The organism is Ectorhizobium quercum, assembly GCF_026552795.1.
Lineage (GTDB): Bacteria > Pseudomonadota > Alphaproteobacteria > Rhizobiales > Rhizobiaceae > Ectorhizobium > Ectorhizobium quercum.
On record NZ_JANFPI010000004.1, the window covers coordinates 232,288 to 246,358 of the forward strand.

Annotated in this window: 13 protein-coding genes; 4 read left to right on the forward strand and 9 right to left on the reverse strand. The window is 63.6% G+C overall.

The genetic code is table 11. From position 1 onward, the window contains the following. Positions 1 to 4 precede the first annotated feature (4 nt). The 3 genes from NOF55_RS13475 to NOF55_RS13485 form a co-directional block, all read right to left on the reverse strand. Complete coding sequence (locus tag NOF55_RS13475) at positions 5 to 994, reverse strand: TRAP transporter substrate-binding protein (protein WP_306411903.1); 990 nt, start codon at positions 992 to 994, stop codon at positions 5 to 7. 157 nt (positions 995 to 1,151) lie between these two features. Next, positions 1,152 to 2,354 (reverse strand): LysR family transcriptional regulator, encoded by a 1,203-nt coding sequence (locus NOF55_RS13480; RefSeq protein WP_306411904.1) that lies wholly within the window; start codon positions 2,352 to 2,354, stop codon positions 1,152 to 1,154. Further along, positions 2,351 to 3,229, reverse strand: a complete 879-nt coding sequence (locus tag NOF55_RS13485; protein WP_306411905.1) for an NAD(P)-dependent oxidoreductase — start codon at positions 3,227 to 3,229, stop codon at positions 2,351 to 2,353. The genes NOF55_RS13480 and NOF55_RS13485 overlap by 4 nt, the downstream gene beginning before the upstream one ends. Before the next feature lie 169 nt (positions 3,230 to 3,398). On the opposite strand from NOF55_RS13485, the gene NOF55_RS13490 reads away from it, so the two are divergent. Genes NOF55_RS13490 through NOF55_RS13505 form a run of 4 tightly spaced genes read left to right on the forward strand, consistent with a single transcriptional unit; the run spans position 3,399 to position 6,849 of the window. Further along, positions 3,399 to 4,133: a PIG-L deacetylase family protein gene (locus NOF55_RS13490; RefSeq protein ID WP_306411906.1), complete on the forward strand. Its 735-nt coding sequence runs from the start codon at positions 3,399 to 3,401 to the stop codon at positions 4,131 to 4,133. Positions 4,134 to 4,174: 41 nt separating this feature from the next. Further along, entirely contained in the window at positions 4,175 to 5,131 is a 957-nt protein-coding gene (locus NOF55_RS13495) for a VOC family protein (protein WP_306411907.1), read from the forward strand. A 1-nt stretch (position 5,132) separates the two neighbouring features. Next, positions 5,133 to 5,804 carry a 4-carboxy-4-hydroxy-2-oxoadipate aldolase/oxaloacetate decarboxylase gene (locus NOF55_RS13500; protein ID WP_306411908.1) on the forward strand — a complete coding sequence of 224 codons (672 nt, stop codon included), beginning with the start codon at positions 5,133 to 5,135 and terminating at the stop codon, positions 5,802 to 5,804. Then, positions 5,797 to 6,849, forward strand: a complete 1,053-nt coding sequence (locus NOF55_RS13505) for a 4-oxalomesaconate tautomerase (RefSeq protein WP_306411909.1) — start codon at positions 5,797 to 5,799, stop codon at positions 6,847 to 6,849. The genes NOF55_RS13500 and NOF55_RS13505 overlap by 8 nt, the downstream gene beginning before the upstream one ends. Before the next feature lie 110 nt (positions 6,850 to 6,959). On the opposite strand, the gene NOF55_RS13510 is transcribed toward NOF55_RS13505, so the two are convergent. The 6 genes from NOF55_RS13510 to NOF55_RS13535 form a co-directional block, all read right to left on the reverse strand. Then, the gene (locus NOF55_RS13510; protein ID WP_306411910.1) at positions 6,960 to 7,712 is read right to left on the reverse strand and encodes a class I SAM-dependent methyltransferase; all 753 of its coding nucleotides are present in this window, start codon (positions 7,710 to 7,712) and stop codon (positions 6,960 to 6,962) included. Between the two features lie 77 nt (positions 7,713 to 7,789). After that, positions 7,790 to 8,908: an endo-1,4-beta-xylanase gene (locus NOF55_RS13515; RefSeq protein ID WP_306411911.1), complete on the reverse strand. Its 1,119-nt coding sequence runs from the start codon at positions 8,906 to 8,908 to the stop codon at positions 7,790 to 7,792. After that, a complete protein-coding gene (locus tag NOF55_RS13520) occupies positions 8,898 to 9,821 on the reverse strand; it encodes a glycosyltransferase family 2 protein (protein ID WP_306411912.1) in 924 nt (307 codons plus the stop codon). The genes NOF55_RS13515 and NOF55_RS13520 overlap by 11 nt, the downstream gene beginning before the upstream one ends. Further along, positions 9,814 to 11,151 carry an O-antigen ligase family protein gene (locus tag NOF55_RS13525; protein WP_306411913.1) on the reverse strand — a complete coding sequence of 446 codons (1,338 nt, stop codon included), beginning with the start codon at positions 11,149 to 11,151 and terminating at the stop codon, positions 9,814 to 9,816. The genes NOF55_RS13520 and NOF55_RS13525 overlap by 8 nt, the downstream gene beginning before the upstream one ends. Continuing rightward, on the reverse strand, positions 11,138 to 12,094 hold the full coding sequence (locus tag NOF55_RS13530) for a glycosyltransferase family 2 protein (RefSeq protein WP_306411914.1): 957 nt from the start codon (positions 12,092 to 12,094) through the stop codon (positions 11,138 to 11,140). The genes NOF55_RS13525 and NOF55_RS13530 overlap by 14 nt, the downstream gene beginning before the upstream one ends. Positions 12,095 to 12,110: 16 nt before the next feature. Further along, a complete protein-coding gene (locus tag NOF55_RS13535) occupies positions 12,111 to 14,069 on the reverse strand; it encodes an acyltransferase family protein (RefSeq protein WP_306411915.1) in 1,959 nt (652 codons plus the stop codon). Positions 14,070 to 14,071 lie beyond the last annotated feature (2 nt).

Sequence of the window (14,071 nt, forward strand, 5' to 3'; positions counted from 1 at the left end):
CCCGTTACTTCGCTTTCAGCGCGTCGACGACGCTGCGCGCATCGACGCCGGCAGCACTTGCTTCGGCCACCACCTTGTCGACGACAGGGGCGGAGAGCGCATTGAACGCGGCCGCTTCCTCAGGCGTCAGGCGTATGACCTCCTTGCCCGGCAGCGCGGCGAAGGCGTCGATGCCCTTCTGGGCCTCGGTGAGTTGCACCCGGTTGCCGAGATCGGAAACCTCGCGGCCGACCTTGTCGACGGCGGCTTGCTGTTCGGCCGGCAGGGCGGCATAGGCGTCGCGGTTCATGACGATGAAGAACGGCGAGATCGTCGTATCCATGCCGATGGTGAGGTATTGCGCGACCTCTCCGAGCTTGAAGGCCAGCGTGGCGGTTCCGTCGATCATGGCGGCGTCGATCACCCCGGTCTGGAGCGCGTTGTAGATGTCGGACACCGGCATGGAGACCGGCGAGCCGCCCCAGGCTTCGACGATGAGCCCGGCATTGCGCGAGGGAACGCGTATCTTGAGGCCGCGGACGTCCTCCGGCTTGCGCACCGCCTTGGCGCGCGAATAAAGCAGGTTCTGGGCGCTAGACCACAGGCTGACCAGCTTGACGCGGCGATATTCCGGCTGAAGCACGTCGATGTGCTCCCACAGCGTCGCCGTTCCGTCGGCTTCCGTCAGCACCCCGGGCAGTTCGCTCAGCAGGGTCATGGGGAAGCTGGATGCCGTGTAGCCGGGAAGGCCGACGGCAAGCTCGGCGACGCCATCCACCACGCGCGAATACTGGTCGGTGGGCCCGGCGCCGAGCTCGCCGCCGCTATAGATCCTGACGGTGAGCGCACCGCCGGTCTCGGCTGCGATCTTCTCGGCCAGCGGCTCGAACGCGCCGGGCACGTAAGGGTGCGTGGGCGCCATGTAGTTGGCGAACTTGAGTTCGGCCGCCAGCGCGGCGGACGCCATGAGTGCCGCCCCGAAAACGGCGGCGGTGATTTTCTGCATGAAATTCATTTGGTTCTCCTCCAGCAAGATAGTGTTCCCGCCCCTGCGGGACCGTTCACCCGATGCGCATCGCCGCGCATGCCTCTCCTGCCCTCCTCGTCTCGTATCCTTGAGCAAATCGGCGGGAAGAACCATTCCAAAACCGGAGGATGTCCATAAGTTCTTGCTATACCGCGGCGCTGGCGATGAAATCGAGAAACTGCTGCTGCGCCGCCGTGGGCAGCCAGTCGCGCCGCAGCGTCAGGCCGATGGGACGCGAGGTGTGCGCCAGATCGACGGGCAGCGCCCGCATCAGGCCGCGGGCGATTTCTGCCTCCGCCTGAAGGCGGGAGGTGCAGCCGAGATGGTCGCTGGCGTCGAGAAGCTCGCGCATCAGGATGAGCGAGCCGGATTCGACGATGCTTCTCGGCGCCCTGTCGCCAAGCGGTGCGAACAGGGCGTCGAAATGGCGGCGGATCGGCGTGTCCTTCTGCCCGACGATCCAGGGATAGGCGGCGATCTCCTCAAGCGTCAGCGTCTCCCTGTCCGCCAGCGGATGGCGGCGGCCGGACACGAGCACCAGCGTATCGGAAAACAGCGCCCGCTGCTCGACGTCGCCGATCGGCACCGGATCGCGCAACGCGCCGATCAGGAAATCGATCTCGCCGCGCCGGAGGCCGGACAGCAGGTCCGCATAGGGGCCTTCGAGAATCTGGATCGGCAGGTTCGGCCGCAGCTTGCGGAAAGCGGCGATGGCCTGGGGCAGCGCGAAGGAGCGCGACAGCGGCATCGCCCCGACGACGATGCGGCCCGCCTCCCGCGCGGTGATCTCGGCCAGGTCCGCATCGGCCTGGGCCAGTTCCGCGAAGGCGAGCCGCGCGGCCTGGCCGAGCGCCTGCGCCGCCCGCGTCGCGACCATGCCGTAGGACGTCCGTTCGAAGAGCGGCCGCGCCGCCTCGTGTTCGAGCTGGGTGACGGCGCGGTGGACCGTTGGCTGCGCAAGGCCGAGCCGGCGCGCCGCCAGCGTGAAGTTCTCGGTTTCCCGGACGGCGATCAGCGCGTTGAGCTGCGCCGTCGTCGCCGTCACCCTGAGACGTGGCGACAGTTCGGCCAGCGCCGGATCGAGAAAGGCGAAGGCGCGGCGAAGGCGGCGCGCCAGCACGGTGCCGGCATCGTTGGCGAAAAGCCGCTGCGGCGTGCGGGTGAAGAGCGGCAGGCCCGCCCCGGCCTCCAGCTTGGAAAGCGCCTGCGTCACCGCCGGTTGCGAAACGAAGCAAAGCTCGGCGGCGCGGGTGACGGAGCCGGTGTCGACGGCGGCGAGGAACACCCTGAGATGGCGCAGGTTGAGCTGGGCCGTCTTGGCCGGAACCGGGGCGGGCGCCGCGCTCACGGCGCCAGCCGGTTAAGGATGCGGTCCGCCCGTGCGTCGAGCGCCGCATCGCCGGGTGCAAGCGCAAGGCCGGCGATCTGCCGCTGCCATTGCGCCGCCGCCTGCGTCATGCGGTCGGGCACGCCCAGATCGCGCAGCGTCACGGCCACCTCCGTCATCTCGGCGGCGCGGCGCGCGCCGTGAACCATCATCCGTTCCAGATTGTAGGCGCCGCGCGCCTTCCAGTCGAAGCCGGGGTCGGATGCCTGCAACGAGGCGAGCACGGCCTCTTCCACGCCGGCGCGCCGCGCCGCCAGCAGGCATTCGGCCGTCAGCGCCTCCAGCCCCTTGATCATGACCGAGCGCAGCATCTTGATGGCCGAGGCCTGCCCGACGCGGTTTCCGGCAAGCGTGGGGCGCATGTCGAGCCCGGCCAGCAGCGCCTGCGCCTCTCCTGCCGCCTCCCCGGCCAGAAGGACCGGCGTGCGGTGCCGGGCCGGATGGATGGGCGCCATGATCGCCATGTCCACATAGCGCCCGCCCGCCGCCTCGATGAGGCCGGCGGCGGCCTGCTTGGTGGAGGGCGCGCAGGAATTGCCGTCGAGATAAAGCGTGCCGGGCCCGATGGCGACGGCAGCGCTTTCGGCGGCTTCCAGCGCCCGGTCGGCGGTGACGAGGCTGAAGACCGCGCCGGCCTCCGCCAGCCCGTCCGCAACGGTGGGCGCGCAGCGCACCCGCAGGTCCGCGCAGGCCCGGACGATGCCGGCGCGCGCCTCCCCTCCTGCGTCATGCTTGATGTCGAACGCCGAAAGCGGCGGCGGCGTCTCGAGCGATTCCCGCCATCCGGCCACGATGGCGCGCGCCGCTTCCCCGAAACCGAGCATCGCGATTTTCATTGCCTTTTCCTCCCTGCCTTCAGCCCCTTCGCTATCATGCCCGATTCTTGCAAATCCCGAAGCCCGTGGACAGTCGCCCTAGCCAAAACTTATGGCTTCGGCACGAAATCCGAATTGGCAAGCGGCCCGGTTGCGGGCGAGATCGGGGCGGATCAGGAAGGAGACCCCCATGCCACAGAAAAAGACCGCACTCGTCATCAGCGCCCATGCGGCGGATTTCGTCTGGCGCTGCGGCGGCGCCATCGCCCTGCATGCCGAAAAAGGCTATGACGTCACCGTCGTCTGCCTGTCCTTCGGGGAACGCGGCGAATCCGCCAAGCTGTGGAAAGAGCCGGGCATGACGCTGGAAAAGGTGAAGACCGCCCGCCGGGCCGAGGCGGAGAAGGCGGCCGTCGCGCTCGGCGTCCACGATCTCGTCTGCTTCGACCTCGGCGACTATCCGCTGCGCCTGACGGACGACGACAAATATCGCCTCGTCGACGTGATCCGCGCCGTGCAGCCCGCCTTCATGCTCAGCCATTCGCAATACGACCCCTACAACACCGACCACATGTATGCGACGCAGGTGGCGCTGGAAACGCGCATGATCGCCCAGGCCTGGGGCCACAAGCCCGGCGAGACGGTGCTCGGCGCGCCGCAGCTCTATCTGTTCGAGCCGCACCAGACCGAGCAGATGGGCTGGAAGCCCGACACCTTCCTCGATATCACGCCCGTCTGGGACAGGAAGCGCGCGGCGATCGAGTGCATGGAAGGCCAGGAACATCTGTGGGACTTCTATACGCGGGTGGCCGAGAACCGCGCCAACCACTTCATGCGCAACTCCGGCGGCCAGTCCGGCGGGCGCAAGGCGAAATATGCGGAAGGCTTCCAGTCGGTCTTCCCGCGCACGGTGGACGAACTTTGACGGCCGCTTGAAGGGCTTCGAACGGGAGGAGGAAGAACCCGATGGAACCTTGTTTCGATATCGCGCATCTGGCGCACGTCGAGATGTATACCGACAAGTTCGAGGAAAGCCTCGACTTCTTCACGCGCGTCTACGGCTTGTCGCTTTCGGGGCGGGACGAGAATTCCGCCTGGCTGCGCGCCTGGGACGACTACGAGTTCCACTCGCTGAAGCTGACGCGCCATCACACCACCGGCGTCGGCCACATCGCCTACCGCGCATCCTCGCCCGAGGCGCTGGAGCGGCGGGTGAAGGCGATCGAGGCGAGCGGCTACACGGTGATCGGCTGGGTGGAGGGCGACCGCGGCCACGGCCGCGCCTTCCGCTTCGAGGACCCGTTCGGCCATGTCTTCGAGATCTACTGGGACACGGTGCGATACAGGCCCGAGGGGGCGGACGTCCCGGCGCTGAAGAACACGGCGAGCGCGTTCACCGGGGCCGCGCCGCGCCGCATCGACCACCTGAACCTCCTGAGCGGCGACGTGACCGAGTTCCGCCGCTTCATGGAAACCTGCCTCGGCTCGCGCGTCACCGAGATCATCCGGCTCGACAACGGCCGGATCGGCGGCTGCTGGTTCACGGTCAACAACAAGACCTACGACCTCGCCTGCACCGAGGAGCACGGCGGCGGCCACGGGCGGCTGCACCACGTCACCTACGCCACCGACCAGCGCGAGGACATATTGCGCGCCGCTGACATCTTTCTCCAGAACGGTGTGCATATCGAGACCGGCCCGCACAAGCATGCGGTGCAGGGCACCTTCTTCCTCTACGTCTGGGAGCCGGCGGGCAACCGCGTCGAGCTTGCCAATTCCGGCGCGCGGCTGATCCTCGCGCCCGACTGGGAGCCGGTCGTCTGGACGCAGGCCGAGCGCCTGAAGGGACAGGCCTGGGGGCTGAAGACAATCGAGACATTCCACACGCACGGCACGCCGCCGGTGCAAGCCAAGGAGCATTGAGATGGGAATCGTCGTTCAGAACATCGCCCGCGCCGGCCAGGAAGTGATCGACGGGCTGGCTGAGGCCGGCGTCGCCACGGTTCACGAGGCGCAGGGTCGCAAGGGGCTTCTGGCCAGCTACATGCGCCCGATCTACAGCGGCGCCCAGATCGCCGGATCGGCGGTGACGATCTCCGCACCGCCCGGCGACAACTGGATGCTGCATGTGGCGATTGAGCAGGTGAAGCCGGGCGACATCCTCGTGCTCGCCCCGACCAGCCCGTGCGACAACGGCTATTTTGGCGATCTTCTCGCCACGTCGGCCCGGGCGCGCGGCTGCCTCGGCCTCGTCATCGACGCCGGGGTGCGCGACGTGCGCGACCTGACCCGGATGGACTTTCCGGTCTGGTCACGGGCGGTGTCCGCTGAGGGCACCGTCAAGGAAACGCCAGGTTCGGTGAACGCGCCGGTCGTCTGCGCGGGAGCTTATGTCGAGGCCGGCGACGTGATCGTCGCCGACGATGACGGGGTGTGCGTGGTGCGGCGCGAGGAGGCCGAAACCGTGCTGGCGGCCGCCCGCAAGCGGCTGGCCAACGAGGAGGAGAAGCGCAGACGGCTGGCCGCGGGCGAACTCGGCCTCGATCTCTACGGCATGCGGCCCGCGCTTGCCGCCAAGGGACTGAAATATGTCTGAGGACGGCATTCCCTGCCTGTGGATGCGGGGGGGCACGTCCAAGGGGGCTTATTTTCTGGGAAGCGACCTGCCCGCCGATCCGGCCCAGCGTGACGCCCTGCTGCTGCGGATCATGGGATCGCCCGATCCGCGTCAGATCGACGGGATCGGCGGCGGCGATCCGCTGACCTCCAAGGTGGCAGTGCTGTCGCCGTCGAGCCGGGCGGATGCCGACGTCGACTACCTTTTCCTTCAGGTGTTCGTCGACCGGGCGCTGGTCAGCGACGCGCAGGGCTGCGGCAATATTCTGGCCGGCGTCGGCCCGGCGGCCATAGAGCGCGGGCTGGTCGGCGCCCGCGACGGCGAAACGCAGGTGCGCATCCACATGGTCAACACCGGCGAGGTGGCGGTAGCGCGGGTGCAGACCCCGGGCGGGCGCGTCCGCTACGACGGCGCGACCGCCATCGCCGGCGTGCCGGGCACCCATGCCGCCATTCCGCTGCTGTTCCTCAACACCGCCGGCGCGATGTGCGGGACGCTTCTGCCGACCGGCAACGAGGCCGACACGATAGACGGCGTCGAGGCGACGCTGATCGACAACGGCATGCCCTGCGTAATCATGCGCGCCACCGATTTTGGCCTGAACGGCCGCGAAAGCCGCGAGGCGCTGGAGGCGAATGCGGAGCTGAAAGCCCGGCTGGAGGCGATCCGGCTGAAGGCGGGGCCGATGATGAACCTCGGCGACGTTTCCGCCGCCTCGGTGCCGAAGATGACGCTGGTCTCGGCCCCTTCCGCAGGCGGGGCGATCGCGACCCGCAGTTTCATTCCGCACCGGGTCCACGCCTCGGTCGGCGTGCTGGCCGCCGTCACCGTCGCCACCGCCACTCGCATGGCCGCAAGCCCCGCCGCCGCGCTCGCCGTTGCGCCGCCGGACGGCCGCTACCACATCGAGCACCCGACCGGCGAGATGGAGGTGTTCCTCGATATCGCCGCCGACGGATCGATCAGGGGTGCCGGAACCGTGCGCACGGCGCGCAAGCTTTTCGACGGGAAGGTCTTTCCCTGACGGTGCCGCGTCCCGGCCGCTGACCTTTGGAAACGGCATGACCGGCGCAGGCGTTCAGGGCCGCGGCAGTCCGGCCTCCTCTGCACCCGGCGGAAACCGGAATGACGGTTTCAGGCCACGTCGCGCTTCTGCATGAAGATCAGAAGATCCGTCGCCATGAATTCCGGAGCGATGGCGTTCCACAGGGACATGAGGCGGAAGAGGAGCCGGTTGTTGGCGTGGTACTTGGGTTCGCCGCCATAACCATAGGATGCGTTCAGCCAGCGGTTTTGCGGGAAATGTTTCGTCAGCGCCGGCCAGCTGTTGAGGCGGTAGTATTTGGGAAAGACGTCCTCGTCGCTGCGTTCGGGCCAGACGGCGCTCAGCACCTTCTTTTCCAGCCAGTCGGGAACGAGCCGCACGCCCAGTCCCGTCATGCCCCACTTGTTGGGGGTGCGGGCACAGAACCAGCCGCCGGGCTTGAGGATGCGCCGGATTTCCGTCTCGAACCCGTCCGGGTCTTCGATATGCTCGATCACCCAGTCGCAGGTGACGAGATCGAACGTGCCGTCCTCGAACGGCAGCCGCGCATTTGGCTGGATGACATGCCGCTCGTCGACGCTCTGGTTCTCCAGCACGGCGGCGTCGATGTCGCAGCCGACGACCTTGCGCGCCTTGCCTTTCAGCGCCCGCAAGGTGCGGCGGTAGTGGCTCGGGTCGTCGAGAAAGGAGCCGCGGCCGGCTCCGTACTCCAGAATGACGGAATCGGGCCCGATCAATGCATTGACGCGATTATAGAAACTGATGTCGGAATCGAAGCGGCCGTAAGCACCGGCAGCGAATTCCGGCCTTACGGCGAGATGAAAATGCTCTCTGGCATTCATAATGGACCGTCCGATAAAGAAATGAACTGGGCCCCATGCCCAACAGGACCCGTATACACCAAAGTCTCTCAGTATTCCTATCCATTTCGACTTTTAAGGGAATCGCTGATGGACGTCCACATGGCGGTTTTCTGTAGTTCCTTGTCGAAGGGAAGATTGCGCAAGTCATATCCCTCGGGCGGTTTCTTCTCCCATTCGGGATTGATCCAGTTGTACCGGCTGCTGAGGCCCCAGGTGACGATGCCGAGCGTTTCCTTGAAATCGAGGAGAACGTCCAGATAGGCCTTGGTGATCGCCGCGACGTTTTCATCGCGCGTCGGCGTGTCATCCGGTCCGGGGAAATTGCGGATCTCCAGTTCCGTGACCATGAGCTTGTAGCCCATGTCGACGATCTTCTGGAGAAAGTCGCGCAAGACCTCCTGGTCGAAATGCTTGGCGCCGAAAACCCGCAGGTGGGACTGGAGGCCGAGCGCATCGACGGGCACGTTGCGCGTTTTCAGGCGCTCCATGAGGTCGAGCACCGCGCGGCGGCGGTTTCCGTACCATTTGCCTTGCAGCATGCCGTCCTGCATCTCGATGCCGTAGTCGTTGTAGACCAGAACGGCGTCCGGATCGGTCGCGCGGGCGGCATGGAAGGCCGTGTCGATGAAGGTCTCGCCGAAAGCCTTGTACCACGGGGAATCCGTGCGCATGCCGTCCTTGCCGCCGTCTTCCGGGGCGACACATTCGTTGGCGACGTCCCAGGAATGGGTCCGGCCCTTGTAGCGGCCCGCGACTTTCTCGATGTAGCCGACGATGTGCTTCTGCTCGTCCGGCTTTTCCTCCAGTTCCTGCTTGAGCCAGTCCGTCATGGCGATGTGCCAGATCAGCGTGTGGCCGCGCACCTTCATGTCGTAGCGCCGCGCGAACTGGTAAAGCCAGTCGCTTTCCCGGAAATTGAACGTATCGGGACCGCCGGACTGTATCCAGCGCTGCTTCATCTCGTATTCGGCGACGAGCGCGTCGCATTCCCGGCCGACGAGATCGGCGTAGGCACGATCCTTCATGAGCCGGCTGGTGGCGGTTGCGGCGCCGAAGAACAGATCCTTCGACGCGGCGATGGAGCGCAATGTTTCCTCCGCCTCAGCCGAAGCGGAAGCGGGAAGGAACGGAAGGCTGGCAAGCCCACCCACGAACTGTCGTCTGTCAAGCTTCATGGCGACCTCTCGAACGGACGTGGCCAATATAGAAATCGGCCAGTTTTCGGTAGTTGGTGCCGGAAAGCACCAGTTGGATGAAGACTACGACAGCAAGTCTGGGGCCATAGGCGCCGTGTCTCAAGGCGTTCACGTAAAGCTTGAACGCCTTGAGCGGGTGTTCCGGCATGAAGCTCTTTGCGACATGCCAGCCGCGGTAGCCTTCATAGGCCGAGGCCGGGATTTTCTCCTTCAGGTCCTCGAGCCATACGGGATTGCGGATCGAACGGTTATTGGACGAAAGGCGGTCGGGATCGGCTTCGTCGCGCCAGATGACCCCCGGCTTTTCGGTCATGACGAACGGGGTGCCGGCAAGCGACAGGCGGATGGCGTAATCCGTGTCGTCGCCGAAGGAAACGTCGGGTCGATACCGCACCGCGAGCGCCAGGGCGCGCGGAAGAACGAGCGTGCTCGTCTGCACGAAACCGGCGCCCGTCACCAGATAGGAGGCCATGTTCTCGCCGGGCCTTATGCTGCGCGGCGGCTTGACCGTGACGCGGCCATTGCCGCGGTCCGCCAGCACTTGTGAATAGACCACGGCATCCGGATTGTCCTTCAGGATCGCGGCGGCGCTCTCCAGATGATGCGGCAGGAAGAAATCGTCGGAATCGAGAAAGGCGATGTAGCGTCCCCGCCCCTCGCTGACCGCGCGGTTGCGCGCAACCGCGGCGCCGCCGTTCGGTTGCCTGATCAGGCGGATGCGCGGATCCCCGATCGCGGCGATCGCCTTTTCCGGCTGGTCGACCGAGCCATCGTCCACGACCACGATCTCGAAATCGGAAAAGCTTTGCGCCAGAACCGATTCGATGGTTTTCCCGATGGTCTTCGCCCTGTTGTAGAGCGGTATCGCGACCGAGAAAAACGGATCAGTCATACACCCTGTTTCCTGATCTACGTCGCCCCCCGATGATATGAAGGCTCGTCATGGACAGAAGCATGATCGTCCACATGACCGAGTCCTTGGTGAGAAAACGCGTTTCCAGCAGATTGGTCAGCAGGCAGAAGAGCCATATTCCGGCATAAAGGCTGGCGATATTGGCGTCTTCCCGGGACGCGTAGAAAAGCCCGATGATCGGCATGACGAGGCCGGAGATGAGGCTCAGGACAAGCCCGATAATACCTGTCGTGACCCACATTTCCAAAAAGCCGTTATGGGAGTGCGCGACGCCTGTCAGCCACATCTGCTGGATGTTCATCCAGAAGATCGGCGATTTTTCACCGATCTGCCAGAACGATCCGTAACCGGATCCGAGCCAGAAATGATCCTTGCCATAGGCGATGATCGCGTTCCAGATAGCCACGCGTCCGGTGAAGGATTGCGGGTTGGAAAAAACTTCGATGATCTCGTCGCGGAAGATGCCGTAACCGATCATCAGCACCGCGACGATCGACAGGAGGGTCGTGAGCAGGAGTTTGTTCTTGTGGTTTGAAAGCATCATCCATCGGTAGGCGAGGGCGAACGCGATCGAGGGCAGAAGGAAGCCGATGGATGTTTTGCCGCTGGTTCCCATGAGGAACACGATCGCGAGCACCGTCAGGACGAGATCGTGAAGCCTGTGTCTGGTGTAGAACTTGAAGAAAAAGATGATGGCTGACACGGATGAAACGCCGGACGCCACATTCTTATGAATCATGATGCCTTTCCAGGCACCGATGAGGCCCTCGTCATACTCATCCGACAGGTGTATCGCCCAATTGGGGACGAGCGCCACGGACAGGAAATTGACGATCAGGAGAGAGATCAGGGACTTGTATAGAATATCCATGATCTTTTCTGGGCCGAGATAGGCGGTCATGTTGATCGTGATCACTGCCACGATGATCGCCAGAACCGAGCGCTTGAACGAGGTTACGGGGTCGATGGCCCACAGGCACGACAACAGGATCCAGGCAAAGAGGACGAAAAGCATCGGCTGGAATGCACGAAAGAGAATCGCCTTCAGGTTCGCCAGTGTGAAGAGTATCGTCAGGCCGAACATGAGCAGGAAGAAGGCCTGCCGCGCGGAATCGCCTTTGGTGCTGGTGGAAAGAGCATCTTCGAATTCTGCCGCCGAGCGGCCCGAATAAGGCCAGCCGTTCACGTAGCTGTACCACATGAAAAAGAAAAACAGCCCATAAACGATCGAGCTGTAGCTGATCCGTACACCCGCCCGTTCGCCACCGACAGGCGCGAACTGCCGCAGCCCTGCATTATGAGTATTCATTGTAATGCCCGTTGAGCAGACCGTAGAGTTTACCGGTGGCACGCCCGGCACTGAATATGCCGTTTGCTCTGGTTTGTTTTCTCAGGACGAGAATAGATAACATTGCGCCGTGAAAAGCAAGGCCAGCCCCGGCTTTCAGGGCCGCCTGGACGGTCTGGAAAGGGGTCTTCGCACGCAGGAGCTGGATCCGCATATCGGACGTGCCGATCCTGAAACCGCGCTTCAGGACCCAATTCAGCCTGGCCCGTTCGGGGGGCTGTCCTTCGTGGACCAGGGCGTCTTTCGACCAGGCGAAGCGGAAGCCCCGTTCTTTCATCCTGGAAAAGAAGTCGACGTCTTCGCCGCCCATCAGGTTGAATGTTGGCGAAAACCACTCCGGTCCCGTCGCCTCGAGGCATTTGCGTGATATGACCGCGTTATTGCAGCCCCAGATGATGTCGCACACGCCGTCCGAGTGTATCTCGGGCCTGAACAAGTTGCAATATTCGGTCCAGTCCGGCGGCGGCCTCTCGAAAACGGATTCGACCGGCCCGCCGACGATATCGCAGCTGGTCGCGAGCAGCGTATCTCTCATTTTCTCCAGCCAGTGCGGGGACGGCCATTCGTCGTCGTCGATCAGGGCGAAATGGGTTGCGTCGGTAATGCTTAATCCGCGGGACAGGAGGCTGTTTCGGACATTGCAGAGACCTTTTTCTTCAACGATGATGCAGTCGACCGAAAACGGGTAGCTCTTCTGCCGAAGGGCCTCGACGACCTTCTCGCCATCCCTGCGCTCGGCGTCGTTTTCGGCGACGATGATGTGCACGGGTGGCGGGCCTGACAGGTTCTGCACGGCGATGAGAAGTCGCTCCAGATGCTCCGGGCGCCTGTATGTCGGAATGAGGACGGCGATTCTTATGTCGTTTCCGACTCCTCCGGTTTCCCTGGCTGTCGTCGTTGTCATGGCGAAGCCTTCCGGTTTATTCCGCAAGCTTCGAAAAGCCGCCGGTTTTCGTGAATTGTGTCAGGGCATACCGTGCGCCCTCTACCGTCAGATGGCTGTAATCCCACTGGACCGGAATGCCCGACGCTGTTTCGACGACGCAATCCCGCCTTGAGGCGCACAGGGCTCGATAGGATGACAAATACGTCGCTCCAGCCTTGGTCGCCGCTTCTTCGACGGTAAGATCGAGAATGTCCTTGTCGCCGGTCCGGGCGGCCGGGTCGGGCGCCGTCTGCCCGTTGGCTTCCGCATGGGCGAGTAGCCGCGCCAGCGACTGGTCATATTCGACTATGGGACCGATGACATACACCTCCCGGCTGAACTGCTTTGCATAGGCAATGGTCGAAGCAAGCATGGCCATGTCGCGTTCATGCCATTGCGCAGACAGGATAACGGCATCGACCGGGTTCCGAGGTAAAAACTCGGTGAAGGCATATCGCATGACGCTGACGCAGGTTCTCTCGCCGAGAGTGTCGGTCAGAGGCTTGCAGCCGGAGGCCGTTGCCTGCATCACGTTCGAGCCTTGGAGGCCGTCGGCGAAAGCCTGCCAGTAATGGGCGGCGTGGCTATCGCCAATGAGCAGTACGTTCCGTCTGTCCGCTTCCGGTTGAAGGCACGTCGAGGGGCGAAACGCCTCGAAGGAATCGCGGTGGGAATCGATGAAGCAGGATCCTCGGCGATAGGCGACCGTATCGTCATACTGGATGTATTGCGCCAGTTCGTCGACCCGCGGGCTGAAACGCCAGCCCATGCCCGACGTGAACACGATGAACGCAGCGGCCGCTGCCGTGATCGCGAAGGCTGCGGATGAGGTGACGACCACATGCCGCCTGGGATTAGGACCCTTGTAGAAACGGAACGGCTGCTCGACGAAGCGCCAGGAAATATAGGCAGCGGCCGTGCTGATGGCGAAGAGTGTCCATTTCTCTTCCATCGACAGGACCCGGCCTACATGAAGATGATAAAAGACGATGATCGGCCAGTGCCAAAGATACAAAGAATAGGAAATGCGGCCGATGAACACGAGCGGGGACAGCGAGAGGAGGCGGGCTGTGAGCGTGCGGTTGTCCGATCCGGCGAAAATGATCGCCGCCGCCCCGAAAACGGGCGCTGCTGCCCAGATGCCGGGGAAATTCATGTTCGCATAATAGAAATAAACGGCGGCGGCGATGAGTATCAACCCGCCCAATCCGGCGATCTCGCACAGGAACCGTTTGCGCAGAAAGGCAAGGGGGGTGACGGCGAGGAACGATCCGGCCAGCAATTCCCACATGCGAAAGAAGACGATGTAGAAGGCGGCTTCGGCCTGATACGCGGTCATGAAGACGCACAGACCGAGCGAGAGCATGCCGAGAGCAAAGATGCTCAGCGAAAGCCAGCGACGGGCATGCCGGCACAGCAGCAGGAGAATGATCGGGAACAGCAGATAGAACTGCTCCTCTACCGCAAGCGACCATGTATGCAGCAGCGCGTTGGTATTGGTGCTGACGTCGAAATAGTTCGATGTCGCATAGAGGTAGATGTTCGAGGCGAAGAGGGTCGCGGCGATCGCGTTCTTGCCGAGCGCCTCGAACTCGATGGGAAATAGGACGAAATAGCCGACGAACAATGACACCAGAATCACGGTGAAAAAGGCCGGGAAAATACGTCTGGCCCGCCGCTCGTAAAATCGCCAGAGCCAGCCCGGACGAAGCTGCGGTTCGAAGTCCCGCATGAGGATGCCGGTAATCAGATAGCCCGAGATGACGAAGAAGACGTCCACACCGACGAAACCGCCCTTCACGAAAGGCAGGCCGAGATGATAGGCGACCACGGGCAGGACGGCGAGCGATCTCAGCCCGTCGATATCGGGCCGGTATGCCAGATGCACACCGCTTCGATTTGCATCGGAAGAGGCAGTTTCACCCATCGTTTTTTCAGTTGAGGTCAACGTCAAAA

Excerpts from the sequence above, each read along its gene's own strand:
- NOF55_RS13475 (WP_306411903.1), bottom strand. The coding sequence starts at position 994 with ATGAATTTCATGCAGAAAATCACCGCCGCCGTTTTCGGGGCGGCACTC.
- NOF55_RS13485 (WP_306411905.1), bottom strand. The coding sequence starts at position 3,229 with ATGAAAATCGCGATGCTCGGTTTCGGGGAAGCGGCGCGCGCCATCGTG.
- NOF55_RS13490 (WP_306411906.1), top strand. The coding sequence starts at position 3,399 with ATGCCACAGAAAAAGACCGCACTCGTCATCAGCGCCCATGCGGCGGAT.
- NOF55_RS13495 (WP_306411907.1), top strand. The coding sequence starts at position 4,175 with ATGGAACCTTGTTTCGATATCGCGCATCTGGCGCACGTCGAGATGTAT.
- NOF55_RS13500 (WP_306411908.1), top strand. The coding sequence starts at position 5,133 with ATGGGAATCGTCGTTCAGAACATCGCCCGCGCCGGCCAGGAAGTGATC.
- NOF55_RS13505 (WP_306411909.1), top strand. The coding sequence starts at position 5,797 with ATGTCTGAGGACGGCATTCCCTGCCTGTGGATGCGGGGGGGCACGTCC.
- NOF55_RS13510 (WP_306411910.1), bottom strand. The coding sequence starts at position 7,712 with ATGAATGCCAGAGAGCATTTTCATCTCGCCGTAAGGCCGGAATTCGCT.
- NOF55_RS13515 (WP_306411911.1), bottom strand. The coding sequence starts at position 8,908 with ATGAAGCTTGACAGACGACAGTTCGTGGGTGGGCTTGCCAGCCTTCCG.
- NOF55_RS13520 (WP_306411912.1), bottom strand. The coding sequence starts at position 9,821 with ATGACTGATCCGTTTTTCTCGGTCGCGATACCGCTCTACAACAGGGCG.
- NOF55_RS13525 (WP_306411913.1), bottom strand. The coding sequence starts at position 11,151 with ATGAATACTCATAATGCAGGGCTGCGGCAGTTCGCGCCTGTCGGTGGC.
- NOF55_RS13530 (WP_306411914.1), bottom strand. The coding sequence starts at position 12,094 with ATGACAACGACGACAGCCAGGGAAACCGGAGGAGTCGGAAACGACATA.